Source organism: Hydrocarboniphaga sp. (genome assembly GCF_965279055.1).
GTDB lineage: Bacteria > Pseudomonadota > Gammaproteobacteria > Nevskiales > Nevskiaceae > Hydrocarboniphaga.
Genome location: NZ_OZ257125.1, coordinates 3,146,775 through 3,172,221, shown reverse-complemented (window position 1 = coordinate 3,172,221; position 25,447 = coordinate 3,146,775). Strand labels below are relative to the sequence as shown.

Here is a 25,447-nt window from a genome sequence, read left to right as displayed (position 1 = left end):
TACTCGGGAGGAACGGAGTTTTGTTCTAGCCAGCTCAGTCGATCGGCGCCAGGGGCATGGTTTTGTGTTTGTACTCGCACAGATCGACGATCACGCAGCGCGGGCATTCGGGCTTGCGCGCCTTGCACACGTAGCGGCCATGCAGGATCAGCCAGTGATGCGCGTCGCGCGCGAACTCCTCGGGCGTGAACTTGACCAACCGGTCCTCGACCGTGCGCACGTTCTTGCCCGCTGCCAGGCCGGTGCGATTGGCGACGCGGAAGATATGCGTATCCACCGCGATGGTGTGCTCGCCGAACGCGGTATTTAGTACCACGTTGGCGGTCTTGCGGCCGACGCCGGGCAGCGCCTCCAGCGCCTCGCGCTCGCGCGGCACTTCGCCGCCGTGCTCGCGCAGCAGGATCTCGCTGAGCGCGATCACGTTCTTCGCCTTGCCGTTGAACAGGCCGATGGTCTTGATGTGCTCGCGCACGCCTTCCAGGCCGAGATCGACGATCTTCTGCGGCGTATTCGCGACCTTGTACAGCTTCGCCGTCGCCTTGTTGACGCCGACATCGGTGGCCTGCGCCGACAACACCACCGCGACCAGCAGCTCGAATGGCGTCGTGTAGTTCAGCTCGGTGGTCGGCGCCGGGTTGGCGTCGCGCAGGCGCTGGTAGATGTCGTGGCGCTTCTTCGGATTCATCGCGGGCTAGCGCAGGCCGAAGTAGCGGCCGCCCTGCTCACGAGCGCGGCCGAGCGCCACCAGCATGTCCAGCAGCTGCGGCAGGCGCTTTTTCCAGGCGCCGCGCGAACTGAAGCGGGCGGCAAGCTCGTCGGCCGACAGCGGCGCGGCACTGGCCGCGAGCTGCTCGGCGACGGCACGGACCTGTTCGATGGTGTCTTTCGGCCAGGGCAACGGCTTGGCCTCGGGCCTGGCGACGACGTCGACGGCCTCGTCGGTCTGCTCGGTTACGACGTCCATTTCGTCCTGATGCGCAGTCTGGTGCTGCGGATTCTGGAACTCCGGCCGCAGCCAGCGCACCAGCCCGCGCGCCTCCTCGGCGGCGCGTTCGGCATTGAGCGCGACCAGGCGTTCGAGTATCGCCTCGTCGAAAGCACGCCGGGCCTCGTCACGCGTCATCGCCTTGCTCCCCTCTCCCTCGGGGAGAGGGGCTGGGGGTGAGGGACTCGACGCGTGAGCCAGCTGCAGCAAGGGCAGCAGGTCGGACCAGCCATAGGCGTCGAGTACCGCCGCGTCGAGCTCGTCGTGCACTTGGCGCAGTACCGATACCAGGCCCTGCTCGTGAATCACGCGCTCCTTCGCTGTCAGCGTCTCGCCGCTACGCAGCTTGTCGAGCACGTTGTACATGCCGGTCAGCGTGAGATCGGCGTTTGCGGCTTGCTGCCGCTTGCGATGCGCGTCGAGTTGTTCGGCGATGCCTCGAATCACCGCTTGATGTTCACTTGTCGCGGGGGGGAACGGGTAGGTCGAGAAGCAGGTGGTGTTCGTCCAGGTGGGATCATTTCCAACTCCTAGCCTTCCACCCGCTTGTAAAGACCATATCTTTTGAATTTCGCACGACAAGACGCCGTGAAACCAACCATCGCTCAAGCAAATTGCATAGAGCTTATGGTCGGGGCAGAAGGGTCTGTCCACGAATGAGAACACGCGGTGCTTGGATGTTTCTGGTGTGAGAATCATTCTGGGGAGATCAGCCCACGATTTTCTTAGAGCCGTGTTTGCTCGTCCGAATAGCCACCAATCACGACGGCGCTGTGCATCGTTGTTCTGATCACGCTCAGGCTTTACGCGATCGAGAAGTCGCTGATACAGCGATGGTTGCTGTCGGCGCGCTTCTTCCGCGGTGAAGCCGAAGAAGTCGATGACGTAGCAAGGATCGCCACCCTGCATGAGATCGCGTGCATTGCAATGTGGCTTGATTACGTCGGGCAAACGAGTTGGATCATAGCCAAGCGCGGTCAGCTCGCTGGGTTCAAGTCGAAATCCCTTGCCGACGAGGTTCATGCCCTGAAAGCAAATACCGGCATTGGCTTTCAACTTTATCGACGAGCCGACTTTGGCGCCGACGGTCAGGTCGGCGTGAATGTGGCCTATCTTCTCAGCCAGAGTCACATGTACCTCACCCTCCAGCCCCGGTGTCTCGTTCAAGACTTCGACCAGACGGCCAGGTTGTTCCGAGGCGTCGCCCACCGATAGCGCCACTCGGACATCCGCTCCATCAGAGCTGTCGATCCAGGGGTGATCGGGAATGACGAAGCGTAACGACAGAGGCTTTTTAGCGTCGAGATGCCTTCCAGTGATCTGCCGATTGAATAATTGGCGAAGGCTGTTCGTCGTGATTAGCCCAAATCGCTTGCTCCTTCCTGTTCGCGTGTCCAGTGCGCATTGGTCCCACCAGTACATGACAAAATCCGCAGTATCGGCCACGTCGTTCCAAGCTGCCCGTAGCGCATCGACATAGCCCTTTCCTAACAGCAATCGCATGCGCTTATTGCCTATGTATGGCGGATTCCCCACCACGAAATCCGCCGCCGGCCATTCCGCCTTGCGTGGATTCACATAGCGCTCGACGACGATCTGCGCCGACTCGTCCGGCACGTCCTCGCCGGTCACCGGCGACTTCTTCATCGTCACGCCGTCCCAGTGCGTCACCGGTACGCCGCGCTCGTCGACGACGTGCTCGACGCGGTCGTAGGCCAGCACCGCGTCGCGGTTCTCGATATTGCGAAAGTCGCGGATCACCGGCTGCGGCGGCTGCACGTCGCCGCGCGTGCGGAAGTGCCATTGCAGGTAGCCGATCCACAGCACCACCTCGGCGATCGCGGCGGCGCGCGGGTTGATTTCGATGCCGAGCAGGTTGTGCGGGTCCACGGTTTCGGCGGCGGTGGCGTCGAAGCGCTCGCTGCCGAGTGCCAGGCCGGTCTGCCGCGCGCCGATCGCGTCCAGCGAGTTCAGCACCTCGCCTTCGAGACGCTTCAGGTGCTCCAGCGTCACGTACAAAAAGTTGCCGGAGCCGCAGGCCGGGTCGAGCACGCGCACCGTGCACAGCCGGTGGTGGAAGCGCCGCAGTTCGGCGATGGCCTCGTCCTGTTTGCCTTCGGCGGCGAGCGTCAGCGCGGCGGCCTGGGCGTCGCTCCACTCGGCGCGCAGCGGCTCGATCACCGTCGGCAGCACCAGCCGCTCGACATACGCGCGCGGCGTGTAGTGCGCGCCGAGCTTGTGGCGCTCGCCCGGCGTCAGCGCGCGCTCGAGCAAGGTGCCGAAGATCGCGGGCTCGACGTGCTTCCAATCGGCCTTCGCGGCCTGGATCAGCAGCGAGACCTGCTCGCGGTCCAGCGGCAGCGTGTCGGGATGCTTGAACAGCTTGCCGTTGAAGCGCAGCACGTCGCCGGCCAGCACCGCCGAGAAGCCGCCGACATCCATTTCGTGCCAGAGCTGCGCCAGCATGCGCATCGCGATATCGGGCTTGTCGGCGTGGCGGATCATCAGGTCGCGGAAGCTGTGCTCCGGCAGCAGGCGCACATCCTCGGCGAACATCGTGAACAGGCAGCGCATCAGGAATTGCGCGACTAGCTCGGGTGTGTGACCTGCCAGTTCCAGGCTGCGGGCCAGCGTTGCCAGGCGGGCGGCAATCTCGCGGGTGACGCGCGCCGATTCGCGGCTTGGGTCCAGCGACAGCGGCTCCAGCCAGACACGGCGCAGGCGCTCGCGAATCTCAGGCCGGCGCAGGTCGTCGAGCGCGATCTGGTAGCTGCGCGGATCGGGGAACGGGGTGTAGGTGGCGCCGGAACGCGAGAACTCCGAGTACAGCTCGATGCGGTTGCCAACGTCGACGACGACCAGAAAAGGCGGGCGTCCTTCGTTGACCGGCAGCGCACGCGCGTAACTTTCGGCCTGGCCGCGCGCGAGTTGCAGCAGGTCGGCGAAGCCCTTGGTGTGTGCCGCGACTTTGAGCTTCTTGGATTCCAGCACGAACGCGCCGCGCCGATAGAGGTCGATGCGCCCGGGGCTGCTGCTGCCGTCGCCGTGGGCGAAGGTGATCGGCCGCTCGTACATGTAGTCCAGCTCGGGCGTCGGATGCGGCGTATCGACGCCAAGCAGGCGGCACAGGTCGGACAGGAAGCTTTGCGACGTGGAGAGTTCGGAGGCAGCGACGCCGCGCCATTTGGCGATGAATGCATCTGCGTCGTCGGCCTTGATTTCCGCCACGGCTTCTATCCTTGTGTCTGAGCGTCGTAAGGAGCGGTATTGCTTGAAAACGGGTTGACGACGGTGACGCCGGTGCCGACGTAGTGGCGCTGGTTACGGGTGACGACGGCAAGGCCATGCGTCAGCGCCGTACCCGCAATCTGCTTGTCCAGCGCATTTTCCGGGTGGGGGACACGCAGCCGTCCCCAGACCTGTGCGCTGTCGACATCCAGCGGCAGAATGTGCTCGGCGTATTCGGCGAGCAGCTTGTGCAGCCAGTTTTCCAGCTTGCGTGCCTGCTGCAAGTCGCCGCGATGTCGTATTAGCTCGACGCCGCGCCGGAGTTCGCCCACGGTGACCACCGACAGGAATGCCGGCGCATCGTCGTCACTCAGCTTGTCGAAGAAGCTTCGAACGCCGACATCCGCCTTGTCTTTCTTGCGCAGCTCGCTGATCACATCGGTGTCGATCAGGTACATCAGTCCATCACCCGCGGTGCCTCGTCGGACCCGACGCGTTCGAAGTCGCGGTCTTCGCCGACGTTCGGCATCGATGCGAGCGTGTCGATAAAGCTTTTGCGTTTGGGGCGCAGCAGTGCGCGCCGGAGAATGTCGCGGTGTTCGGCCTCGGCGCTGCGCTGATGACGCGCCGCGCGCTGCTTGAGCGCCTGCACTAGGTCGTCTTCCAGATTGCGCACAACAAGGTTGGCCATGGCTGCTCCCGGGCTATTGCTCGATGCTATCAATGATAGCAGCCCGGCGTGAAGCAGGAAGTTCGCTAGGGTAAGGCGGCTCGCGAGCGCGCCAGCGCAGCCGCGAGCGGGTCTGATGCGACGTTACGGCGTCGACGCTCGCGCTCTTCGGTTTCCCAGCGCTCCAGCCGTGCTTCCCGAGCGACATAGCGCTGGCGATGTTCGTCGGCGCGCAGTCGCGGCAGCGGCAGTTGCGGCGCGCTCTCCATCACGATGCAGTCGACAGGGCAGGGCGGCAGGCACAGTTCGCAGCCGGTGCATTCGGCGGTGATGACTACGTGCATCAGGTTGGCGGCGCCGACGATGGCGTCGACCGGGCAGGCCTGGATGCACTTGGTGCAGCCGATGCAGTCGGCTTCGATCACGCGCGCGACGGTGGCGACGGGCAGCTCGGTGCCGCAGTCGGCATCCAGCGGCAGCGGCTCGCGCCGCAGCAGCTGCGCCAGCGCCGCTATCGTCGCCTCGCCGCCGGGCGGGCAGCGGTTCAATGCGGCCGAGCCTTCGGCGATCGCCTCCGCATACGGCCTGCAGGCGGGGTAGCCGCAGCGTGTGCACTGCGTCTGCGGCAGCAGCGCGTCGATGCGCTCGGCGTCCATCAGTCGCCCCGGTGAAACCCGGGGTGATTTGCCAGCGAAATCCCGGGTTTCACCCGGGCTAGCGCGCGGCTGCTCACTTGATGCGCATGCCCGGCTGCGCGCCTTCGTCGGGCATCAGCAGAAACGGCGCGCCGCCCTCGGTGCTGGCGGCGAGCACCATGCCTTCGGACATGCCGAACTTCATCTTGCGCGGCGCCAGGTTCGCAACGCAGACGGTGAGCCTTCCGACGAGTTTCTCGGGCGCATAAGCGGACTTGATGCCGGCGAAAACCTGGCGCTTGCCGAGATCGCCGAGATCCAGCACCAGTCGCAACAGCTTGTCGGCGCCTTCGACGTGATCGGCCGATTCGATGCGCGCGACGCGCAGCTCGATTTTGCTGAAGTCGTCGATGCTGATCGTTTTGCTCCCTTCTCCTTCCGGGACAAGAGCCGGGGATGAGGGCGCCGGGGACGCGGGGCTGGCTTGAGCCTGCGAGTCCCTCACCCGGCCCTTCGGGCCACCCTCTCCCGGAGGGAGAGGGGCAACAGCAGCAGTCGGCGCTTCTTCCGCCAGCATCGCGTCGATCGCTTTCTGCTCGATGCGCTGTGCCAGCGGCTCGTAGATGTTGATCGCGTGATCGAGCAGCGGCTTTTGCGCATCGGCCCAGAGCAGCGGCGCGACGTTCAAAAATTTCTCGGCTTTCTCGGCGAGTTTCGGCAGTACCGGCTTCAGGTAAATCGTCAGCTGGCGGAACGCATTCAGAAAGCTGGTGCAGACCTTGTGCAGATCGTCGGCGCGATCCGGATCTTTGGCCATCGCCCAGGGCGCGAGCTTCTGGATTTCGGCGTTGGCGTCGTCGGCCATCAGCATGATCTCGCGAATCGCGGCGGAGTAGTCGCCGGCATCGTAGAGCTGCTGCAGGTTCTCGGACTCGTCGGCGAAGTCGCGGAACAGGACTTCGTCGTGCAGGTCGTCGGCGAGCCTGCCGCCGAACTTGTTGTGAATGAAGCCGGCGCAGCGGCTGGCGATGTTGACGTACTTGCCGACGATATCGCTGTCGATGCGCGCCTTGAAATCGGCGAGATCCAGATCCAGATCGTCGACGCCGCTGCCGAGCTTGGCCGAGAAGTAGTAGCGCAGGTACTCCGCGTCCAGATGCTTCAGGTAACTGCGCGCCTTGATGAAGGTGCCGCGGCTCTTGCTCATCTTGGCGCCGTTGACGGTCAGGTAGCCGTTGACGTGCAGCCGGGTGGGCGTGCGATGGCCCGAGCCCTGCAGCATCGCCGGCCAGAACAGGCCGTGGAAATTGACGATGTCCTTGCCGATGAAGTGATGCAGCTCGGTCGTGGCCTCGGCGCCGGCGTCCCACCAGTCGCCGAATTTCAGGCCCTTGCGCTCGCACAGCGCGGCGAAGCTCGCCATGTAGCCGATCGGCGCGTCAAGCCAGACGTAGAAAAACTTGCCGGCCGCACCCGGAATCGCGAAGCCGAAGTAAGGCGCGTCGCGCGACACGTCCCAGTCCTTGAGGCCGGCGGCGAACCACTCCTTGAGCTTGGCGACCACCGACGGCTGCGCCACCTCGTCGCTCAACCAGGCTTCGAGAAAGTTCTGGAATTTGCCGAGTTCGAAGAAGTAATGCTCGCTGTCGCGCATCACCGGCGTCGCGCCGGAGACCACCGAGCGCGGGTTCTTCAGATCGGTCGGCGAATACGCGGCGCCGCAGTTTTCGCAGTTGTCGCCGTACTGATCCGGCGTGCCGCAGCGCGGACATTCGCCCTTGATGTAGCGGTCCGGCAGGAACATGTCCTTCACCGGATCGTAGAGCTGCTGGATGGTGCGCGCGGCGATCACGCTCTTGTCGTTGAGCCGCTTCCAGATCAGCTCGCAGTAGCGCTGGTTCTCCGGCGTGTGCGTCGAATGGTACTGGTCGTGTTCGACGCCGAAATCGCGGAAGTCGGCCTCGTGATCGGCCTTGATGCCGGCAACGAAAGCCTCCGGCGCGACGCCGGCTTTTTCGGCGGCGAGCATGATCGGCGTGCCGTGGGCGTCTTCGCCGGCGACGAAATGCACCTCGGCACCGGTCATGCGCTGAAAGCGCACCCAGACGTCGGTCTGCACGTAGCCGACCATATGGCCCAGGTGCAGCGGGCCGTTGGCGTAGGGCAGGGCGTGGGTGACGAGGAGCTTGCGCGTAGCGACGCGGGACATGGCGGCCTGGGATGCTCGGGAAGGGTGGCGATTTTACATCGCGGGCGAGGGCCGCCCCGCGCTCCGGCGCGAGCGCCGGCTTGCCAAGCGCCGTTGGCTTCATATAATCAGCAAAACTGATTAACTGACCGAGCCGATCTCCGCCGTGTCGCCCGCTCCCACGACCGTTGCCGAACTGATACCCGCCGAGTTTCGCGGGCATCTGGGCTTTCTGGTGGCCAAGGCCAAGCAGCTGCTGTCGGAGGAACTGGACGCGCTGCTGCGTGAAGGCGGCTACAGCATCCGCCATTTCGCGGTGCTCAGCGTGATCCGTCGCAATGCCGGCCTGCGCCAGACCGATCTGTCCGACATGCTCGGCATCGACCGCACGACGATGATGAAAATGGCCGACGAACTCGAGCAGCGCGGCCTGCTGCAGCGGATTCGCAGCGCCGAGGACCGGCGCGCCTACGCGCTGGAACTGACCGCGGCCGGCCAGGCCTGGTACACCGACGCCCTGGTGCCGATCATCGCCGAGGAGGAGCGCTTCCTGGCGCCGCTGTCGCCGGGCGAGCGCGCGCTGCTGCAGGAAATGCTGATGCGTCTGGTCGAGAACGCGCTCGATCGCCGGCAGGTTAGTAAACAGACTAATAATCAATGTACATGAATAGTTTCCTTGCCCGGTTGACGCCGGCGGCGGTCGCTGCCGCCCTGGTCTGCGGCGCCGCCGCGGCGCGGGCCGCCGATGCGCCCGCGCCACTGGGCCTGCAGTCGCTGATCCAGCGCGCGCTGGCCGAGGCGCCGCGCCAGCATCTGGCCGACCGCAACATCGCGCTGGCCGAGATCCAGCGCGACTCGACACGCGCGGCGCTGCTGCCGCAGCTCGGCGTCGAGGTGTCGCAGGTGCGCCAGACCACCAATCCCGCGACGCTGGGTTTTAACTTTCCCGGCCTGCCGGACCTGATCGGTCCGTACAACGTGTTCGACGCGCGCCTGAACCTGTCGCAGAAAGTGGTCGACCTGGCACGCGCCAGCGACGTCGCCGGCGCCGGCTTCGCGATCGACGCGGCCAGGGCCCAGGCCGACGTCACCGCCGAGCAGATCGCCAGCAATGTCGCGCTGAGCTACATCCAGGTGCTCGCCGGCGAGCAGGCGCTGCTGAGCGCGCAGTCCGATCTGGCGCTGGCCGAGGATCTGCTGAACCTGGCGCGCGACCAGAAAGGTGCCGGCATCGCCACCGGCGTCGACGTCGCGCGCGCCGAGACCGCGGTCGCGCAGGATCGCTACGCGGTGTCCGAATCGCAGACCCGTATCGCGCAGGCGCGCCTGCAGCTGCAGCGCCTGGCGGTGCTGCCGATGCAGGACGCACCGCAGCTCAGTGGCCGTCTCGACGGCGGCCCTGGCGCGCTGCCCGGTGCCGTGCCGGAACTCGGCGTGACCGCGGAGCAGGCGCTGAACACGGCGCGCGCCTCACGCAGCGAACTGCGCGCGGTCGAAGCCTCGATCGCCCAGGCCGACGCGCGACTGCAGGCCGCGCATCGCCGTCGCCTGCCGACGCTGTCGGTGGTCGGCAACTACGGCCTGTCGTCGAAAGTACCGGGCGAAGCCGACGAGGACACTTATCGCTATGGCGCGGTGATCGACCTGCCGATTTACAGCGGCGGCTCGCTCGCCGCCGAAGATGCGGCCGCGACCAACCAGCTCGAGCAGCAGCGCCTGCAGATGCAGGACCTGCAACAGCAGATCGAGCAGGACGTGCGCCTGGCGCTGGCGACGCTGGCCAACAGCGCCGAGCAGGTGCGCGCCGCGGTGTCGGCGCGCGACCTGGCGCAGCGCGAGCTGGATCTGTCGCGCGACCGCTTCAGCAACGGCGTCGCCAACAATCTCGACGTGGTCAGCGCGCAGGCCAGCCTGGCGCGCGCCCGCGCGCAGTACGTCGCGGCGACCGCCGCGCAGCAGCAGGCGCGAGTGAACCTGGCCGCGGCGCAGGGCAGGGCGCGGCAGTTTGATCTGTAGCGCCGAAGTTTTTCTTGCCGTCATTCCCGCGGAGGCGGGAATCCAGTCTTGCCGGCAGCACTGCCGCGACGTTTCTGGATTCCCGCCTACGCGGGAATGACGGCTTATCGAAATGTGGATCAGGGACGAGTGAAACGATGAACGAGGAACAGGCAGCGCAGCCGGCGACTCAGGCAGCGGTGAAGAAGCAAAGCTCGCGGCTGTGGCTGGCGGCCGGCATCGGCCTGATCCTGCTGTTCGCGGCGGTTCTGTGGTGGAGCGGACGCGGTGTCGAATCCACCGACGACGCTTTCATCCAGGCCGACATCACGATGCTGGCGCCGCGTGTGGCCGGCACCGTGGTCGCAGTGCATGTCGCCGACAACCAGTCGGTCAAGGCCGGCGATGCGCTGTTCGAAATCGATCCCGCCGACTACCAGACGCGCGTGCGCCAGGCCGAGGCGAATCTCGCGGCGGCGAAAGCGCAGGCGCTGTCGGCCGAGGCCGATCTGACGATCACGCGCACCAGCGCGCCGGCCGGTGTGGCGCAGGCGCGTGCCGGTTTGCGCGCCGCGCAGGCGCAGGCCGAACGCGCCAAGGCCGACGTCGCGCGCTACGAGTCGCTGTACAAGAAAGACGAAATATCGCAGCAGACACTGGACCAGGCGACCACCACCGCGCGCGCTCTGCAGGCGCAGGCCGAACAGGCGCACGCGCAGCTCGACGCCGCGCAGACCACGCCGCAGCAGACCGCGGCGAAAGAGGCGATGGTCGCCGGCGCGCAAGCCGCAGTCGCGCAGGCGCAGGCGGCACTGGACCAGGCACAGCTGCAGCTGTCGTACACCCAGGTGGTCGCGCCGACCGACGGCCTGGTCACGCGCAAGAATGTGTTTCAGGGCTCGCAGGTTGCCGCTGGCTCGCCGGTGCTGGCGCTGGTCGGCAACACGCCCTGGATCGTCGCCAACTTCAAGGAGACGCAGCTGCGACACATGCGCGTCGGCCAGACGGTGACGGTGAAGATCGACGCGTATCCGGACCATAAATTCCAGGCCAAAGTCGACAGCCTGCAGGCCGGCACCGGCAGCGCTTTCAGCCTGCTGCCGGCGGAAAACGCCAGCGGCAACTACGTCAAGGTGGTGCAGCGCGTGCCGGTGAAGCTGCTGTTCGATCCGGCACCGGAAGCCGGCCTGCATCTGGTGCCGGGCATGTCGGTGGTGCCGCGTGTCGACGTCGCCAACGACAGCGGCAAGCGGCTCGATGGCGCGGCTGCGAAGTAGCTTGATGTCTTTCATCACCCCCCGTTCCTCCCGAGTAGCCGCTTGCAGCGTATCGAGGGACGCCTGCGAGTTCGGTCGCATCCCTCGATACGCGGGCAAGCCCGCTACTCGGGACGAACGGAGTGTTGTTGCGGCGTCGGCAGACAGGCTCCCGTGAGCACGACCGCCGACAAGCCCAAGGGCGCGACGTTCCTGATCGCCTTCGTCTGCGGCATGGCCGCGTTCATGGAGGTGCTCGATACCTCGGTCGCCAACGTCTCGCTCGGCCACATCGCCGGCACGCTCGCCGCGAGCCGCGACGAGGCGACCTGGGTGCTGACCAGCTATCTGGTGGCCAACGCGATCATCCTGCCGATGACCGGCTGGCTGTCGGACACGCTCGGCCGCAAGCGCTACTACCTCGGCTCGATGGCGCTGTTCACGCTGGCCTCGGTGGCCTGCGGCATGTCGACCTCGCTGCCGATGCTGATCGTCTGCCGCGTGATCCAGGGCCTGGCCGGCGGCGCGCTGCAGCCGGTGTCGCAGGCTATCCTCGCGGACTCGTTTCCGCCCGAGAAGCGCGGTTCGGCGCTGGCGGTCTACGGCATGGCGGTGATCGCAGGCCCGGCGATCGGCCCGACGCTGGGAGGCTGGCTGACCGACAATTTCAGCTGGCACTGGATCTTCCTGATCAACGCGCCGCTGGGCCTGCTGCTGATCACGCTGGCCGGCGGCCTGGTCAAGGATTCGCCCGAACAGAAAGCGATACAGGCGCAGCGACGCAGCTCCACCTTCACGGTCGACTACCTCGGCTTCGCCCTGATCGCCATCGGCATGGGCGCGCTGCAGATCATGCTCGACAAGGGCCAGCAGGAAGACTGGCTGCATTCGGGTTTTATCCAGGCGCTGCTGCTGATCACCGTGGTGTCGCTGATCATGCTGGTGTGGCGCGAGCTGCGCCATCCGCACCCGATCGTCAACCTGCGCCTGCTCGGCAACGCCAACTTCGCGCTGGCCAACGTGATCATGATCGGCATCGGCCTGGTGATGCTCGGCGCGACCCTGCTGCTGCCGCAGATGATGCAGACCCTGCTCGGCTACTCGTCGCTGTCGGCCGGCATCGTGATGTCGCCGGCGGCGCTGATGACGGTGATGATGATGCCGATCGCCGGACGCCTCGCCGGCAAGGTCGATGCGCGCATCCTGTGCAGCGTCGGCCTGATCTGCCTGAGTTCGGCGATGCTGCTGCTGACGCAGATCGACCTGTCGATCTCGCAGAACCAGCTGATGCTGCTGCGCATGTTCCAGATGAGCGGCATGGCCTTCCTGTTCATCCCGATCAACAGCGTCGCCTACGCGCAGATTCCGCGCAGCGAAATCGGCAGCGCCACCGCGATCATCAACCTGACGCGCAACATCGGCGGCGGCATCGGCATCTCGCTGGTGACGACGTACCTGGCGCGCAGCACGCAGACACAGCAGGCGCAGATGGTCGAACACATCAGCGTGCTCGACCCGGTCTACCAGTCCGCGATGCAGTCGCTGAGTTCACTGGGCAGCGACATCGCCGCGCAGGCGGTGATCGCCGGCGAAGTCGCACGCCAGGCCGGCCTGCTCGCCTTTATCGACGACTTCTACCTGCTCGCCATCCTGTCGATGTGCATGCTGCCGGTGCTGTGGATGACGCGGCCGGTGAAGCCGGGCAGCGCGCCGCCGCCGGGCGCGCATTGAAGCAGCTGGCGCATCCGCGCCAGAGCGGCCGAGCCTAGGGCGAGACGCCCTTGACGGTCTGTACGATGATGTCGCCGCTGTTCGCCGTCAGGCCCGCGGCGGTGCAATCCCAGCTTTTGACGCCGTTCAGCGGGATCGTCACCGACTGCGAGCTTGTCTGATTTTTGCAGAGCACGCTCTTGCTGCTCAGCCCCTTGACGCTGCCACCGATCGGAGGCGGGCCGTACAGCTCGGTGATTTCCGCTTCTGACAGCGTGCGGTTGTAGATGCGAATCTCGTCGAGTGCGCCATTCAGATATTCCACGCTGCCGGGCTGGTCGCGACCGATCTCAAGCGCTTCGTCGTTGACCTCGACCGGCAGCGCGCCGGTCACCTTGCCGATCTGCGCGCCGTTGACGAAGACTTTGGCGGTGCCGTTATTCCAGGTGGCGGCGATGAAATACCAGGTGTTCAGCGCAGGGCTGAAGCTGGTATCGACCGCGACACCGCCGTGCAGATCGAAGTAGCCGCTTGCATTGAACGAAGGTCGGTACTGCGCATGCGTCGGCGTGGTGCCCTTGCAGATCATCGGCGCCAGAGCATAGGTCCAGGCGGCCACCTTGACCCAGGCGGTCACGCTGTACTGCTTCTTCAGCGAGGCCAGCGATTCCGAATTGGGCACGCTGATGTAGACAGTGCCGTCGAAAGCGTAGGCGCTGTTCGGATTGCCGTAGTGATCCGTTGTCAGCGTCGCGCCCATGTTGACGCCGTCGTTGTGATTGGCGGTGGCGTCGGCGGTGTTTCCATCAAACGGAAAGTAGGCGACCAGGCCGTCGTCAAGATCGGCGAACGCCGGCCGGGTGACGCTGGAGATGAGCAGCGTGACGGCGGCGATGCTGCGATATTTCATGGTCTGCTTCCCCCGAAGCGATGTGATTTCGAGCCTGCGTCGGTCTGTTCGCTACTGCTGATCGGGCGCGCTGAGCTTCGTCGCGCCGTCAGGCTGCACATGAAAATCCCCGAGAATCCCGTTGTCCCCTGGCGACCCCAACGAATCTGTCAGCCGCAGCGGACTCGTGCCGCATGAAGCGCGCTGCTCACAGCCCGATGCAGCCCGCGCCCAGTTTCTTGAAATCCGACTTCCGGCAGTAGCCGATCTTCGGGTAGTAGTCGCCCATCGCGGCCTTGACCTGCGTGCGCGGCAGCTGGCCGACCGCGGCCATCGATTGCGTCCAGTTCGGGTTGGCGAGCGTCTGCCGGTACAGGATGAAGCCGTACCAGTAGATGCCGTCGGCATTGGTCTTGGGGTTGCCGTTGATGTCGTAGACGACGTCGCTGGCGGTCAGCGCCCCCAGCGGCAGCCAGCTCGCGCCCCAGGTCTGCAGCTGCGAGCTGCTGGGTTTGTTCGAAGGATCGGAGAACACCACGGTGACGTAGCCGTCCAGCGGCGTGCTCTGGCCGTCGGCCAGGCAGCGCGTGACGCCGGTGGTCAGCGGCTCGTTTTCGCACACCGACCAGAAACGCACCTGGCGCTCGGTGGTCGCCAGCCACGGCGCCTCGCCCAGCTGTGTGTTCGGGTACGTCGGCGTCTTCATCCGCATGACCACCATGTTGTAGTCGTAGGGCGCGGTCATGAACTGGCGGCTGATCAATGCCGACATGTAGTTGTTGTCGGCGCTGGGATAGAACGGTGTCAGCGGATTGGTGATCGACAGCAGCAGGCTCGGCGGGTTGGTCACCGGCCGCGTGTCGGTCGGGATGGTGCCGGTGAAGTCGTACTGGTCGATGTGGCCGTTGACGGTTTCGCTCTTGGGCAGGATCGGCCGCGGTTTGCAGGTGGCCATCTTGACGCCGTCCTGCTTGATCGTCGGCAGCGCCGGCGAGGTGGTGCTGCCGATCAGGCTCTTGACGTTGTTCGGGTAGTAGACGCGGTAGAGCAGGCCGATTTCGGTCAGGCCGTCCGAGTAGATGGTGTTCGGTGCCGGCGTCGCCGGCGTCGCGCCGAACACCAGCTTGACGGTATAGGTGCCGAGTTCGGCGGTGGCGCCGGCGCGGAACGGGTTGTTGCTGCCGCTGTCCGGGTTGATGTCCTGGTCGCCGATCGCGCTGCGCACGTTGTGCTCGATGTCGTAGACCTGGATGCCCATGTAGCGCGCCGCCGGGAACTGGCCCTTGATCGTCACCGTGCTGCCGATGGGGCCGTCGATCACGCGTGCCCAGTAGGTGGCGTTGCCTTCCGGATAGGCGATGTTGCGCATGCCGGTGGGCTCGCTCTGGATGTTCTGCTGGCCGTACCAGGCCTGGTCGCCGGTGCAGCTGGCGTCCGGCGTCAGCCACACGCCCCAGCCGGACTGGGCCAGCGCCGGGGTGCAGACGGTGGTGGTGGCGATCGAAAACAGCAGCGCGCCCAGGCGCATTCCGTTGCGGAGCAGATTCATTGGCACAAGTCCCGGGTAAAGGCGATGACGCGGCGAGCCTCATGATGCCCTTACGCGATGACACTTGCATGCAAAACTCGTCCCAGACCGTGCCGCAGCTCGCGGCAGGCGCCCAGCGACGGAACGCAGGCGGCGCAGGCACCGGGCAGGGCGGCTAGACTCAGCGCCCCTTTTTTTGGTCAGGGATCGTCATGTCCGCCAGTTTTGCTCCCCGTTTGCAGGCCGTGCTCGCGGCTTTCGTCGATCCGCTGATTGGCCGTGACCTGATCAGCGCCGGCGTGGTGCGCCGCGCCGAAGAGCAGGGGCGTCGCGCCCTTGTCGAACTCGAACTGGGTTTTCCGGCCGGACAGCACGTGCCGGTCCTGGCCGCCGCGCTCGGCGAGCGGATCGAGCAAGCCACCGGCCTGGACTGCGACATCTCGGTGCGCTGGCGCGTCACGCCGCACGCGGTGCAGAAGAACCTGCGGCCGCTGGCGCAGATCCGCAACGTCATCGCCGTGGCCAGCGGCAAGGGCGGCGTCGGCAAGTCCACGGTCGCGGTGAATCTGGCGCTGGCGCTGCAGGCCGAGGGTGCGCGCGTCGGCCTGCTCGACGCCGACATCTACGGGCCCAGCCAGCCGCGCATGCTCGGCAGCAGCGCAAGGCCGACGTCGCCCGACGGCAAGATCATGAACCCGGTGATCGCCCACGGCCTGCAGTCGATGAGCATCGGCTACCTGATCGACGACTCGCAGCCGACGATCTGGCGCGGGCCGATGGTCACCTCCGCGCTGATGCAGCTGCTGACCGAAACGCGCTGGGACGATCTCGACTATCTGATCATCGACATGCCACCGGGCACCGGCGACATCGCGCTGACGCTGTCGCAGAAGATCCCGCTGTCCGGCGCGGTGATCGTCACCACGCCCCAGGACATCGCGCTGCTGGACGCGCGCAAGGGCCTGGAGATGTTCAAGAAGGTCGACGTCAGCGTACTCGGCGTGGTCGAGAACATGAGCGTCTTCTGCTGCCCCAACTGCGGCCATCAAAGCGCGATTTTCGGGCAGGGCGGCGGCGACAAGCTGGCGCGCGAAACCGGCGTCGAGCTGCTCGGCCGCCTGCCGCTGGACGGCAGGATCCGCGAGCAGGCCGACGGCGGCACGCCGACCGTGGTGGCCGATCCGGCTTCGGCGGCGGCGCAGGCCTATCGCGACATCGCACTGCGCGCGGTCGCGCGGCTGGCGCACGGCGAGGTCGATGCGTTTCCGAGCCTGTCGGTTTCGGACGATTGAGTTCGTAAAAACGCGTGGCAGCAACCGCAACTCAAGCCAGCATCGGCTCCATTCCCGGATCACCCGCGGCCATCGCCCGGCGATACGCCGGCCGCGCGCCGATGCGCTGCAGGTAGGCGCGAATGTTCGGGTACGCGGCGAGATCGCGGCGCGAGAAGGCGCGCATCGTCGTCAGCGGGAACAGCATGATCACATCGGCTGCGGTGAACTGCGCGCCGGCGAAATAAGCGCTTTCGCCGAGGCGCTGCTCGACCATCGCGAAGCCGCGTTCGCCACGGCTCATCAGGCCCTTCATCGTCGGCGAGTCGGCCTGCAGGCCGAGCCGCGCCGCCATCAGGCCGCTCATTTCCGCCGGCATCAGCGTGCCGTTGGCGAAGTGCAGCCAGAACAGGTAGTCCGCAAAGTTCGGCTGATCGGGCGCCACCACCAGCCGGCCCTGGCCGTATTTCGCCAGCAGGTATTCGATGATCGCGCCGGACTCGGCCAGCGTCACCGCGCCGTCGTTGATCACCGGCGCGATGCCCATCGGATGCAGCGCGCGGTATTCGGGCGGTGCCAGCCGGCTTTTCGCGTCGCGCTCGTAGTGCTGGAGCTGGTAGGGAAGGCCGAGTTCTTCGCAAAGCCAGACGATGCGCTCGGATTGCGACACGCCCAGATGGTGAATGATCAGCATGAAGCGGCTCCCCGGGTTTTGTTCTTATCCGATCGAGCCTAGCGCGGATGTGACGAATGCCGATAGCGGCGCGGCCGGTGACGCGCTAGCGTTCGTGCACAGACCGGCGAGGCCGCCGAGCCGTGGTTTCAGGGAGAGAACGCATGGCCACCAGCAAGCAAGTGCTGCCGACGATCGGCGACAGCGGGCGTCGCTTCGATGCGCGCCCGGATCGCGTCGACTTTCGCGACCGCGTCTACACACCGCCGCTGATCGCCTTGCCGGCGCAGACGCCGGAGCCGCGCAAGCTCGCCGGGTTCTGCGCGGACATCGCCGCGCAGGGTCTGGTGCTGAATCAGGGCTCCGAGGGCGCCTGCACCGGCTTTGGCCTGGCCGGCGTGATCAATTTCATCGCCTGGCGCAACGCGCCGCGGTCGAAGCAGAGGCAGGCCAGCGTCAGTCCGCGCATGCTCTACCAACTGGCGCGCCAGTACGACGAGTGGCCGGGCGAGGACTACGACGGATCGAGCTGCCGCGGCGCGATGAAGGGCTGGCATCGTCACGGCGTCTGCAGCGCGGCGCTGTGGCCTTACGCCGATAAAAACGGCGAGTTCGTCGCGCCGAAAAAAGGCTGGGAGCAGGACGCGGCGCTGCGGCCGCTGGGCGCGTATTACCGCGTCGACAGCTCGTCGATTGCCGACATGCAGGCGGCGATACACGAGGTTGGCGCGATCTATGTCGCCGCCTCGGTGCACGACGGCTGGGCCGCGGTGCCGCAGAAGTCCGCCTCGCTGCCGGTGATCGCCTGCCACAAGAACGCGCCGAACGGCCATGCCTTCGCGCTGGTCGGCTACACCCCGCAGGGCTTCATCGTGCAGAACTCCTGGGGCCGGCAATGGGGCTTTCATGGCTTCGCGCTGCTGACGTATGCGGACTGGGTGCTGCACGGCAGCGACGCCTGGGTCGCGGCGATGGGCGCGCCGATGCTCGGCGCTGCCGCCGAGCGCACCCGCAGCAGCGAGGCGCTGCGCGACCGCCAGGCCGCGCCGAATCTGGCGATCGTGCCGCAAGCCGCCGCGGCAGCGGCCTATCCGGCGGTGCTGCCGTGGAGCGAGGCTGCGGCCTACGAACACTCGGTGGTGCTCGGCAACAACGGCGAGCCGCAGAACCGCTACATCAGCGCGCCGAACGCGCAGGCCGCGGTGAAGATCGCCGCGTTCGACTCGCCGCTGGCCTGGCTGAAGTCACAGGCGAAATTGCAGAAAACCCCGCGCATCGCGATCTACGCGCACGGCGGACTCAACGACGAGGCCGCGTCGATCAAGCGCATTCGCGTGCTGGCGCCGTACTTCGCCGCCAACGATATCTATCCGCTGTTCGTTACCTGGCGCACCGGCGTGTGGGAGAGCATCGTCGGCATGCTGCACGACACCACCGACAAGCTGTTCGGCGCCGGCATCGTCGGCAGCGGCTGGGAATGGGCGCGCGACCAGGCCGATCGCGCGATCGAGGCGCTGGCCGAGCGCGCGCTGGTCAAGCCGGTGTGGATGCAGATCAAGCAGAACGCCGAGGCCGCGGCCGACGGCGGCAGCGGTCTTTGGCTGCTGGCCGAGCAACTGCGCGCGCTGAAAGCGGCGCTGCCGAAACTGGAGATCCATCTGGTCGGTCACAGCGCCGGCGGTATCCTGCTCGGCCATCTGCTGGATCTGTGCGCGCCGACCGCGGCGCAGCCGGCACTGCCGGTGCGCTCGACCTCGCTGTTCGCGCCGGCCTGCACGGTAGGCTTCGCCAACCGTCGCTACATCGGCGCGGTCAACAACGGCGTGCTCGCGGCGGCCGACCTGCATGTCGACCTGATGAGCAACGAGCGCGAACTCGCCGATACCGTCGGGCCTTACGCCAAATCGCTGCTGTACCTGGTCAGCCGCGCGCTCGAGAGCCTGCACAAGATGCCGCTGCTGGGCATGGAGGCGGCCTGGCACGCGGTCGGCGCCGACAGCGATACCAGGCTGTGGAACGCCAGCGAGGCGACGCAGGCCGACCTCGCGCAGTGGCGCGCTTTCGCCGCCGCCGGCGCGGTGGCGCTGCAGGTGCACAAGGACAAGCTGGTGCGCACCGGCACGGCCGCCGGCCAGACCATCGCGCTGGCCCACGGCTCCTTCGACAACGACATCGACGTGATCGGCGCGACCCTGGCGCGGGTGCTGGGCGTCGCCGAGCCGCCGGTGGCGGTCGACAACCTGCAGGCGTTCTGAGCCGGCCGACGAGCCCGGCTACAATGCGCGCCCACACCGACGCATAGGCAGCTGGCCGCATGAGCATCAAATCCGACCGCTGGATCAAACGCATGGCGCGCGATCACGGCATGATCGAGCCTTTCGAGGGCGGCCAGGTGCGGGCCAATGGCGATGGCAAGATCGTCAGCTACGGCACCTCCAGCTACGGCTACGACGTGCGCTGCGCCGACGAATTCAAGATCTTCACCAACATCAACTCGACCATCGTCGACCCGAAGAACTTCGACGAAAAAACCTTCGTCGACGTCAAGGGCCCGGTGTGCATCATCCCGCCGAACTCGTTCGCGCTGGCACGCACCGTCGAGTACTTCCGCATCCCGCGCAGCGTGCTGACCATCTGCCTGGGCAAGAGCACCTACGCGCGCTGCGGCATCATCGTCAACGTGACGCCGCTGGAGCCGGAATGGGAAGGCCACGTGACCCTGGAGTTCTCCAACACCACGCCGCTGCCGGCGAAAATCTATGCCAACGAAGGCGTCGCGCAGATGCTGTTCCTGGAGTCCGACGAAATCTGCGAAACCAGCTACAAGGATCGCGGCGGCAAGTACCAGGGCCAGACCGGCGTCACGCTGCCGAAGACCTGAGCCGGGGAGGCGGTCATTCGCGCTTTCGCGGGAATGACGTCTGATAAGTCGGCGATGAACTCCACGCCGCGCTGGGACGATGTCGACCTGCTGCGCGGCGCGATCATCATGCTGATGGCGATCGACCACGCCAGCCTGATGGTCGCCCACCAGCATTCCAGCGAATTCTGGGGCGCGGCCTTGCCGGTCTACGACGACGCCCGGTGGCTGCTGACGCGCCTGATCACGCATGTCTGCGCGCCGGGCTTCTTTCTGCTGATGGGCGTCGGCATCGCCAACACGCAGCGGCCGCCGCGCTACTTCCTGCTGCGCGGTGCGCTGCTGATCCTGCTGCAGCAGGTGATCGAAAATCCGGCCTGGCTGCTGGCCTCGATCAGCGGCGATGCCGGGTCGTACCTTCATCGCGGTGGCGCCGTGCCCGGTGGCGGCTCGCCAGTGCTGGTGCACCTGGGTGTGCTCTACGGCCTGGGCGCGTCGCTGATGTTGTGGGGGCTGCTGAAAAACCTGCCGGCTTGGTCGATCGCGCTGGTGATCGCCGGCATGCTCGCCTGCAGCTCATTGACCATCGCCTCGGCCGATCCGGCAAGGCTGTACGGCCCGTCGATGCGGCTGCTGCTGGTCCCGGGACATAGCGACTGGCTGCAGGTGTATTACCCGCTGATGCCCTGGGCCGCCGTCAGCGGCGTGGGGCTGCTGACCGGGCGCGCGCTGCGGGTCGCGCCACAGGCAACGCGGCGCGCGCTGCCCTGGATCGGCGTGCTGTTGCTGCTGACGTTCGTGCTGCTGCGCGCGGCCGATTCCGGCGATGCGCATGCGCTCGGCGACGGCTGGAGGGCCTGGCTTGCGCTGACCAAGTACCCGCCGGGGCTGGCCTATCTTTCGCTGACGACAGGCTCACTGCTGCTCGCCTGGTCGGCGATTGCGGCGCTGCCGTCGTTAGTGGCGACACCGGCGCGCGTGTTTGGCCGCAGCGCGCTGTTCTTCTATCTGCTGCATCTGTATCTGTACGCGGCGCTCGGCCTGCTGTTCCCGCATGGCGGCGGCCTCGCGCTGGTCTACACGAGCTGGCTGGGCGGACTGCTGTTGCTGTATCCGGCCTGCCGCTGGTATGGCGCATTCAAACGCAATAAGCCCAGCGACTCCTTGTGGAGACTGTTCTAGTCCGGCATCCGAGCTGTCGAGCTAGAGTCCGTGATATGGCAATCTGAGGTTCGGCGGAAGATCGCCGTCGGGGGATTCGATCTGTGGACGAAATCAACGCGACCGAGTTGAAAAGCATTCTTCACTCGAAGCGTGCGCATATCTACTACCTCGAACATTGCCGCGTTCTGGTCAACGGCGGGCGCGTCGAATATCTGACCGACGAAGGTCGCCAGTCTCTGTACTGGAATATCCCGATCGCCAATACCACCACGGTACTGCTCGGCACTGGCACCTCGATCACACAGGCTGCGATGCGCGAACTGGCCCGTGCGGGTGTGCTGGTCGGCTTCTGCGGCGGTGGCGGCACACCGCTGTTCAGTGCCAACGAGGTGGATATAGAAGTCGCCTGGCTCTCGCCGCAAAGCGAATATCGCCCGACCGAGTATCTCCAGGCCTGGGTCCGCTTCTGGTTCGACGATGCGCTACGACTGAAGGCTGCCAAGGCGATCCAACTCGCGAGGCTGGAGCGAATAGCCGGCTACTGGCCTCGCAGCCGCGCGCTGATGGACGCCGGTTTTGAAGTACGAGCCGACGAGTTGCGCAACCTTGTCGACGCCGCCGCCAAAGCCGTTGCAGGCGCGCCGGACACTGAGTCCCTGCTGCTGGGTGAAGCAAGGCTGACTCGGTCTCTTTTCCGCCTCGCTGCACGGACCACGGCGTATGGAGACTTCACGCGAGCCAAGCGCGGCAGCGGCACCGACCCTGCGAACCGTTTTCTGGATCACGGCAATTACCTTGCCTACGGCCTGGCTGCGACCGCGACCTGGGTCTTGGGCCTCCCGCACGGCTTGGCGGTGCTCCACGGCAAGACGCGGCGGGGTGGCCTGGTATTCGATGTTGCCGATCTGGTCAAGGACGCTGTGATATTGCCGCAGGCCTTCATTTCCGCGATGGCGGGGCATGAAGAGCAGGAGTTCCGTCGCGGCTGTATCGAGGCGCTCACGCAGACCGAGTCACTGGATTTCATGATCGACAGCATGAAGTCGATTGCGATGTCGGTAGCCCCCGAGCCCGCATGAACGTGCTGCTGATATCGCAGTGCTCGGGCAAGGCGCTGTTTGAAACACGCCGCATGCTCGACCAGTTTGCCGAGCGCCGCGGCGAGCGAACCTGGCAGACATCCGTGACCCAGCAGGGGTTGGACGCGATTCGTCGGGTGCTGAGCAAGAGCGCGCGGCGCAACAGCGCGGTCGCCTGCCACTGGATTCGCGGGCGCGACCACAGCGAACTCATCTGGATCGTCGGCAATGCCGCGCGCTTCAATGCCGAGGGTGCCGTGCCAACCAATGCGACCTCGCTGGATGTGCGCCGCGCTCACAGTGAGAACGACTGGCATCACGGCGAAGTGATCCGCCTGCTGGCGAAGCTGGCGGCCTTGTTCCATGACGTGGGCAAGGCATCACGGGCGTTCCAGGCCAAGCTCAAGGCCTCTGGGCATGGCCCCGCCAAGCCGTCAGCGGACGCCTACCGGCATGAGTGGGTGTCGCTGCGGATGTTCATGGCGTTTGTGGGCGATGCAGTGGACGACGACGCCTGGCTGGCGCGGCTCGCGGACCTGCAGGCGGACAAGAAGCCCAAGTGGATGGATCGGCTGGTTCGGGACGACCAACCCGCAGCGGTCGCCGCGTTCGATCCCAAAGCCGGGCAACTGCACTTGGCCAGAGCGGTCGGTTGGTTGATTGTCAGCCATCACTTTCTACCGAATCCGGACAAGGGCGAGCTGGTGAGCAGTGAGCAGCTCAAGCATGTTCCCAAGCTCATCACGTCCGCCTGGAATCGAGCCCGCGCGGATGCCTCTGCCGCCGAAAAAGCGGCCTGTTGGGATTTTCCAAAAGGGACGCCGTTTGCCAGTGCCAACTGGTGCGCCGATGTCCGCCGGGTCGCCCAAGCCATGCTCAAACAGCGCAGCCTGTTTGAGGCCGACTGGCTCGCCGATCCCTACGTGGCCCATTTGAGTCGTCTGTGCGTGATGCTCGCGGATCATCACTACTCAAGCCTGCCGCACGATGAGACGCGAGGCGACCCGCGCTTTCCGCTTTTTGCCAATACCGATCGGGACACGGGCCAGTGCAAGCAGCATCTGGACGAGCATCTGATGGGGGTCGGCTATCACGCCGGCTACGTGGCGCGTCAACTGCCACGGCTCGACCGTGAGCTGCCGCGCGTTGCTCGTCACAAGGGGTTCGTCCGGCGCAGTGCCGATCGCAATTTCGCCTGGCAGGATCGCGCCTACGATCTCGCCTGTTCGGTACGCCAGAAAGCCGCCGATGGTGGTTTCTTCGGTGTGAACATGGCATCCACCGGCTGCGGCAAGACCCTGGCCAACGGCCGCATTGCGTATGCGCTGGCCGATCCGCGGCGCGGTGCGCGCTTCACCATCGCGCTCGGCTTGCGCACGCTCACTTTGCAAACGGGCGAGGCTTACCGGCAAAAACTCAAGCTAGGTGCCGATTCGCTTGCGGTTCGTGTCGGCGGTGTCGGCGTCAAAGAGCTGTTTGAGTACGCCAAGGAGTTGAGCGACAAGGAGCGGAACAAGCTCGACCAGAGCGCCGCGGCCCACCGCGGCAGCGAGTCCGCCGAATCGCTGATCGGTGCCGACGCCTACGTGCACTACGAAGGTAGTCTGCCGGACGGGCCAATGAAGGCTTGGCTCGGAGACAATCGAGGCGCCTTGCCGCTGGTCTATGCGCCTATCCTGGTTGCGACGATCGATCACCTGATCCCAGCCACCGAAGGCACGCGCGGCGGGCAGCAGATCGCGCCGATGCTGCGGGTGATGACCTCCGATCTGATCCTGGACGAGCCCGACGACTTCGACATGGACGACTTGCCGGCGCTGACGCGGCTGGTTCATTGGGCCGCGCTGCTTGGTAGCCGCGTCCTGCTGTCGTCGGCCACGCTTCCGCCGGCACTGATCCAGGGTTTGTTTGCCGCGTATCTCGACGGTCGCAGTGTGTATCAGCGCAATCGAGGCACACCGAACAAACCGGCGAATATCTGCTGCGCGTGGTTCGACGAAAATGGTGCCGTAACCCATGAGTGTGCCGACGCCGCCCAGTTTGCCGAGAGCCATCTCGGCTTTGTTGGCCGGCGTCTCGCCAAGCTGAAGGAGCGGGTTCCGCGTCGGCAGGCCATCGTCCAGCCTGTGGACATCGCGTCTGGCCGGGGCGAGGAAATCCGCAGGCAATGGGCAGCTGCCCTGGGGCCGGCAATGCGCGGCTTGCATGCGCAACATCACTGCACGGACCCGAAGACCGGCAAGCGAGTTAGCTTCGGCCTGATCCGCATGGCCAACATTGCGCCGCTGATCGACACCGCGATCAACCTGCTGGCTCGCGGCGCAGAGTCCGGCCAGCGCATACACCTGTGCTGCTATCACAGCCAGCATCCGCTGGTCGTGCGTGCTGCCATCGAACGCACGCTCGACAAGGTGCTGGACCGGCATAAGGACAAGCCAGCCGACCCGGACCCCATTTTCAAGCATGCCGACATACGCGCACGCCTGGATCGCAGCACCGCGACGGAGACCGATCATCTGTTCGTGGTACTCGCCACGGCGGTGGCCGAAGTGGGCCGGGATCACGACTACGACTGGGCGATCGTCGAGCCGTCTTCGATGCGCTCCATCATCCAGCTCGCCGGCCGTGTCAAACGCCATCGCGATGAGCCCAGCACGTCGCCGAACATCGTGCTGCTCGGCACCAACCTGCGGAGCCTGGAAGCCCCCGGCCAGCCGGCGTACTGCAAGCCCGGCTTCGAGAAGGGCGGGGACTATCTGCTGAAAAGCCACAAGCTCGCGAACATTCTGCGGCCCGAGCAGTTCACGCCGCTGGATGCGGCGCCGCGCATCGTCGCCAACCGTGTGCTCGATGCCAGGAACAACCTCGTCGACATGGAGCACGCGCGGCTGGCGGCGATGATGGCCACCGAAGGCGCGCGTGAGGCCTGGCCGGTTTCACTGTGGTGGGAGCGTCCGGCGGCTCATCTGACCGGGGTTCTTCAGAGCCTGCAGCCTTTCAGGAAGGAGCATGGCCAGCGCGAACGCTACATCCTTGAACCGGACGAGGACGAGAACATCGTCTTCAAATGCGTGCTCCCCGACGGTGCGCCCCAGGAGCGGCAGTCGAAGCTGCACCTGATCGACCTGCAATACGGCCCCGGCATCGAGTCCTGGGGCACCGACTCCTACCTCAAGCTGCTGTCGGAGGCCGCCGAGTTAGCCGACATGACGCTAGATCGGGCGGCGCTGGTCTTCGGCGGCCTGGAACTAGAAGAAAGAACGCAGGGCTGGCGCTACCACCCGCAACTCGGTTTCGATGGCTATCTGGCCTGAGC

19 protein-coding genes are annotated in these 25,447 nt (G+C 65.9%); 10 read left to right on the top strand and 9 right to left on the bottom strand.

Annotated features, from left to right (window positions below; genetic code table 11):
* Positions 1–34: 34 nt before the first annotated feature.
* From nth to metG, 6 genes are all read right to left on the bottom strand, one after another.
* A complete protein-coding gene (nth, locus tag ACQZF9_RS14350) occupies positions 35–685 on the bottom strand; it encodes an endonuclease III (protein ID WP_428309645.1) in 651 nt (216 codons plus the stop codon).
* A gap of 6 nt (positions 686–691) precedes the next feature.
* A complete protein-coding gene (locus tag ACQZF9_RS14345) occupies positions 692–4,213 on the bottom strand; it encodes a class I SAM-dependent DNA methyltransferase (RefSeq protein WP_428309644.1) in 3,522 nt (1,173 codons plus the stop codon).
* Between the two features lie 5 nt (positions 4,214–4,218).
* Positions 4,219–4,671 carry a type II toxin-antitoxin system VapC family toxin gene (locus ACQZF9_RS14340; protein ID WP_428309643.1) on the bottom strand — a complete coding sequence of 151 codons (453 nt, stop codon included), beginning with the start codon at positions 4,669–4,671 and terminating at the stop codon, positions 4,219–4,221.
* On the bottom strand, positions 4,671–4,904 hold the full coding sequence (locus ACQZF9_RS14335) for a FitA-like ribbon-helix-helix domain-containing protein (protein WP_428309642.1): 234 nt from the start codon (positions 4,902–4,904) through the stop codon (positions 4,671–4,673). The genes ACQZF9_RS14340 and ACQZF9_RS14335 overlap by 1 nt, the downstream gene beginning before the upstream one ends.
* Before the next feature lie 65 nt (positions 4,905–4,969).
* On the bottom strand, positions 4,970–5,539 hold the full coding sequence (locus tag ACQZF9_RS14330; protein ID WP_428309641.1) for an RnfABCDGE type electron transport complex subunit B: 570 nt from the start codon (positions 5,537–5,539) through the stop codon (positions 4,970–4,972).
* A gap of 73 nt (positions 5,540–5,612) precedes the next feature.
* The gene (gene metG, locus ACQZF9_RS14325) at positions 5,613–7,727 is read right to left on the bottom strand and encodes a methionine--tRNA ligase (RefSeq protein WP_428309640.1); all 2,115 of its coding nucleotides are present in this window, start codon (positions 7,725–7,727) and stop codon (positions 5,613–5,615) included.
* Between the two features lie 145 nt (positions 7,728–7,872).
* On the opposite strand from metG, the gene ACQZF9_RS14320 reads away from it, so the two are divergent.
* The 4 genes from ACQZF9_RS14320 to ACQZF9_RS14305 all read left to right on the top strand — a co-directional run bounded on the left by ACQZF9_RS14320 (position 7,873) and on the right by ACQZF9_RS14305 (position 12,688).
* On the top strand, positions 7,873–8,373 hold the full coding sequence (locus tag ACQZF9_RS14320; RefSeq protein WP_428309639.1) for a MarR family winged helix-turn-helix transcriptional regulator: 501 nt from the start codon (positions 7,873–7,875) through the stop codon (positions 8,371–8,373).
* The gene (locus ACQZF9_RS14315) at positions 8,364–9,722 is read left to right on the top strand and encodes a TolC family protein (protein WP_428309638.1); all 1,359 of its coding nucleotides are present in this window, start codon (positions 8,364–8,366) and stop codon (positions 9,720–9,722) included. Before ACQZF9_RS14320 ends, ACQZF9_RS14315 begins: the two co-directional genes overlap by 10 nt.
* Positions 9,723–9,859: 137 nt before the next feature.
* Complete coding sequence (locus tag ACQZF9_RS14310; protein WP_428309637.1) at positions 9,860–10,978, top strand: HlyD family secretion protein; 1,119 nt, start codon at positions 9,860–9,862, stop codon at positions 10,976–10,978.
* A gap of 153 nt (positions 10,979–11,131) precedes the next feature.
* On the top strand, positions 11,132–12,688 hold the full coding sequence (locus ACQZF9_RS14305) for a DHA2 family efflux MFS transporter permease subunit (protein WP_428309636.1): 1,557 nt from the start codon (positions 11,132–11,134) through the stop codon (positions 12,686–12,688).
* A 34-nt stretch (positions 12,689–12,722) separates the two neighbouring features.
* Here ACQZF9_RS14305 and ACQZF9_RS14300 read toward each other — a convergent pair whose 3' ends face one another.
* Positions 12,723–13,577, bottom strand: coding sequence for a LamG domain-containing protein (locus ACQZF9_RS14300; protein ID WP_428309635.1), 855 nt, complete (start codon positions 13,575–13,577; stop codon positions 12,723–12,725).
* Positions 13,578–13,764: 187 nt separating this feature from the next.
* Positions 13,765–15,105 (bottom strand): hypothetical protein, encoded by a 1,341-nt coding sequence (locus ACQZF9_RS14295; RefSeq protein ID WP_428309634.1) that lies wholly within the window; start codon positions 15,103–15,105, stop codon positions 13,765–13,767.
* Positions 15,106–15,296: 191 nt separating this feature from the next.
* Between ACQZF9_RS14295 and apbC the strand changes: the two genes are divergently transcribed.
* On the top strand, positions 15,297–16,376 hold the full coding sequence (gene apbC, locus ACQZF9_RS14290; protein ID WP_428309633.1) for an iron-sulfur cluster carrier protein ApbC: 1,080 nt from the start codon (positions 15,297–15,299) through the stop codon (positions 16,374–16,376).
* A gap of 31 nt (positions 16,377–16,407) precedes the next feature.
* Here the strand turns inward: apbC and ACQZF9_RS14285 are convergent, their stop codons facing one another.
* Positions 16,408–17,049, bottom strand: coding sequence for a glutathione S-transferase family protein (locus tag ACQZF9_RS14285; RefSeq protein ID WP_428309632.1), 642 nt, complete (start codon positions 17,047–17,049; stop codon positions 16,408–16,410).
* Between the two features lie 143 nt (positions 17,050–17,192).
* Between ACQZF9_RS14285 and ACQZF9_RS14280 the strand changes: the two genes are divergently transcribed.
* From ACQZF9_RS14280 to cas3f, 5 genes are all read left to right on the top strand, one after another.
* Positions 17,193–19,283 (top strand): C1 family peptidase, encoded by a 2,091-nt coding sequence (locus ACQZF9_RS14280; RefSeq protein ID WP_428309631.1) that lies wholly within the window; start codon positions 17,193–17,195, stop codon positions 19,281–19,283.
* Between the two features lie 59 nt (positions 19,284–19,342).
* Positions 19,343–19,909: a dCTP deaminase gene (dcd, locus tag ACQZF9_RS14275; protein WP_428309630.1), complete on the top strand. Its 567-nt coding sequence runs from the start codon at positions 19,343–19,345 to the stop codon at positions 19,907–19,909.
* 54 nt (positions 19,910–19,963) lie between these two features.
* Positions 19,964–21,070, top strand: coding sequence for a heparan-alpha-glucosaminide N-acetyltransferase domain-containing protein (locus ACQZF9_RS14270; RefSeq protein ID WP_428309629.1), 1,107 nt, complete (start codon positions 19,964–19,966; stop codon positions 21,068–21,070).
* Between the two features lie 83 nt (positions 21,071–21,153).
* Positions 21,154–22,131 carry a type I-F CRISPR-associated endonuclease Cas1f gene (gene cas1f, locus ACQZF9_RS14265; RefSeq protein ID WP_428309628.1) on the top strand — a complete coding sequence of 326 codons (978 nt, stop codon included), beginning with the start codon at positions 21,154–21,156 and terminating at the stop codon, positions 22,129–22,131.
* Positions 22,128–25,445, top strand: coding sequence for a type I-F CRISPR-associated helicase Cas3f (cas3f, locus tag ACQZF9_RS14260; RefSeq protein ID WP_428309627.1), 3,318 nt, complete (start codon positions 22,128–22,130; stop codon positions 25,443–25,445). Before cas1f ends, cas3f begins: the two co-directional genes overlap by 4 nt.
* Positions 25,446–25,447 lie beyond the last annotated feature (2 nt).

Excerpts from the sequence above, each read along its gene's own strand:
- nth (WP_428309645.1), bottom strand. The coding sequence starts at position 685 with ATGAATCCGAAGAAGCGCCACGACATCTACCAGCGCCTGCGCGACGCC.
- ACQZF9_RS14340 (WP_428309643.1), bottom strand. The coding sequence starts at position 4,671 with ATGTACCTGATCGACACCGATGTGATCAGCGAGCTGCGCAAGAAAGAC.
- ACQZF9_RS14335 (WP_428309642.1), bottom strand. The coding sequence starts at position 4,904 with ATGGCCAACCTTGTTGTGCGCAATCTGGAAGACGACCTAGTGCAGGCG.
- ACQZF9_RS14330 (WP_428309641.1), bottom strand. The coding sequence starts at position 5,539 with ATGGACGCCGAGCGCATCGACGCGCTGCTGCCGCAGACGCAGTGCACA.
- metG (WP_428309640.1), bottom strand. The coding sequence starts at position 7,727 with ATGTCCCGCGTCGCTACGCGCAAGCTCCTCGTCACCCACGCCCTGCCC.
- ACQZF9_RS14315 (WP_428309638.1), top strand. The coding sequence starts at position 8,364 with ATGTACATGAATAGTTTCCTTGCCCGGTTGACGCCGGCGGCGGTCGCT.
- ACQZF9_RS14310 (WP_428309637.1), top strand. The coding sequence starts at position 9,860 with ATGAACGAGGAACAGGCAGCGCAGCCGGCGACTCAGGCAGCGGTGAAG.
- ACQZF9_RS14300 (WP_428309635.1), bottom strand. The coding sequence starts at position 13,577 with ATGAAATATCGCAGCATCGCCGCCGTCACGCTGCTCATCTCCAGCGTC.
- ACQZF9_RS14295 (WP_428309634.1), bottom strand. The coding sequence starts at position 15,105 with ATGAATCTGCTCCGCAACGGAATGCGCCTGGGCGCGCTGCTGTTTTCG.
- apbC (WP_428309633.1), top strand. The coding sequence starts at position 15,297 with ATGTCCGCCAGTTTTGCTCCCCGTTTGCAGGCCGTGCTCGCGGCTTTC.
- ACQZF9_RS14285 (WP_428309632.1), bottom strand. The coding sequence starts at position 17,049 with ATGCTGATCATTCACCATCTGGGCGTGTCGCAATCCGAGCGCATCGTC.
- ACQZF9_RS14280 (WP_428309631.1), top strand. The coding sequence starts at position 17,193 with ATGGCCACCAGCAAGCAAGTGCTGCCGACGATCGGCGACAGCGGGCGT.
- dcd (WP_428309630.1), top strand. The coding sequence starts at position 19,343 with ATGAGCATCAAATCCGACCGCTGGATCAAACGCATGGCGCGCGATCAC.
- ACQZF9_RS14270 (WP_428309629.1), top strand. The coding sequence starts at position 19,964 with ATGAACTCCACGCCGCGCTGGGACGATGTCGACCTGCTGCGCGGCGCG.
- cas3f (WP_428309627.1), top strand. The coding sequence starts at position 22,128 with ATGAACGTGCTGCTGATATCGCAGTGCTCGGGCAAGGCGCTGTTTGAA.